The organism is Campylobacter sp. TTU_617, from assembly GCF_016599045.1.
In the GTDB taxonomy this organism is placed as follows: Bacteria; Campylobacterota; Campylobacteria; order Campylobacterales; family Campylobacteraceae; genus Campylobacter_D.
On sequence record NZ_JAENKV010000037.1, the window covers coordinates 1 to 1,099 of the forward strand.

At 24.2% G+C, this 1,099-nt stretch carries 1 protein-coding gene; it reads left to right on the plus strand.

Translation table 11 applies throughout. The features are described from left to right. Nucleotides 1-32: 32 nt before the first annotated feature. Complete coding sequence (locus GQV94_RS07590; protein WP_200170440.1) at nt 33-950, plus strand: 3-oxoacyl-ACP synthase; 918 nt, start codon at nt 33-35, stop codon at nt 948-950. Nucleotides 951-1,099: the final 149 nt, after the last annotated feature.

Here is a 1,099-nt window from a genome sequence, read left to right on the forward strand (position 1 = left end):
TCGATATTAGAAAATAAATTTAAAGGTTATAAATGAAATTAGCAATTAATAATCATTCCATAAAAGCTATAAGCGTGGTTTTACCTAAAAATCCTCGCACTTATGAAGAAGAGCTTAATTTTGTTAATTTAAGTGAAAATAAATTTAAAATTTTACAGCAAAATAGTGGTATATTTAATCATTTTATAAGTGATGAAAATACCTATGCAAGTGATTTAGCAAGCAAGGCTTTAGAAGAATTATTAAATCAAAATTTAATTAAAAAAGATGAAATTGATGTATTGATTTTTGCAAGTTTTACTCCAGATTTTCTAGCTCCAGCCTGTTCTAGTTTGGTGCATAAAAATTTAAAATTAGCCAATCATACTTTGTGTTTTGATATTAGCGTATTTTGCTGGGGATTTTTACAAGGTCTTTTGAGGGCTTTTTTATTGCTTGATCATTTAAATATAAAAAAAGTTGTTTTGCTTTGTGCAAGTGTAAAAAGCAAAAAAATTAATCCAAAAGATAAAATTACTTTTTTAAATACTTCTGATAGTGCTAGTGCTATTTTAATAGAAAAAACAAATACTAAGCAAAAAGCGTTTTATTCTCAAAATATTTTTTCAGAATTTGCCTTAGAAGAAACTTTACCACTAAAAGCTTTTAATGAAAATGGCAATGATTTTATGAAGACAGATGGTAATTTATTTTTTTCATTTATTATGGAAAAATTTCCAATATTTTTTGAAGATTTTTTTAGTCATTTTAAACAAAAAAAACAAGAAATAGATTATTTTTTATTTCAAAATGCCAATAGCTTTGTTCGCGATAAGCTCTTTTATACTCTAAAGCTTAAAAATAATTTTGATGATAGTTTAAAAGAATATGGAAATACTCTGATCAATAAACTTGTTTTAGATCTTATTTGCCTACAAAAACAACTAGAGAGAGAGGGGGGGGGGGATTAAGAATTTGTGCTTAGGCTCTTTTGGAACAGGAATTATTTTTAATATTTTAAATTTAAAGATCGATTTTAATACATTAAAAAGTTTTATAAAAATCTTAGAATAAAATATTTTCTTTATATTTTATAAAAGGTTTTTAATGTATAAAAATG